Raw genomic sequence first — 276 nt, 5'->3', positions numbered from 1 at the left:
AGGCGTTGAAAGATGACCTGATCGTCAAGCTGAGCGGCGATCACGGCACCGTCACCATCAAGGCCGGCCAGACCTCGGCCATCTACACCGCACCGATTCAAGGCGATGACGTCTACAAAGACGGCGGTCCGCTGAGCGTGTCCATCGAAAGCGCCAGCGTACCGGGCAAAGTCTTTGAAGACCTGCAGCTGAGCAAAGAGCCAGGTGTGGTGCAGATCAATGACACCGTAGACACGGTCACCGTCAGCATCAAAGGCAACGGCGACGTGTTCGAGA

At 58.3% G+C, this 276-nt stretch carries 1 protein-coding gene; it reads left to right on the top strand.

Annotated features, from left to right (window positions below):
- Nucleotides 1-276, top strand: a 276-nt coding sequence (locus ACZYR5_RS29705) for an immunoglobulin-like domain-containing protein (protein WP_489092935.1), incomplete at both ends; no start/stop codon positions are given.

This window comes from Pseudomonas sp. F007 (assembly GCF_057814275.1).
Note: the sequence above shows the minus strand (reverse complement) of the source record. Positions and strands in the feature narration are given on the sequence as shown.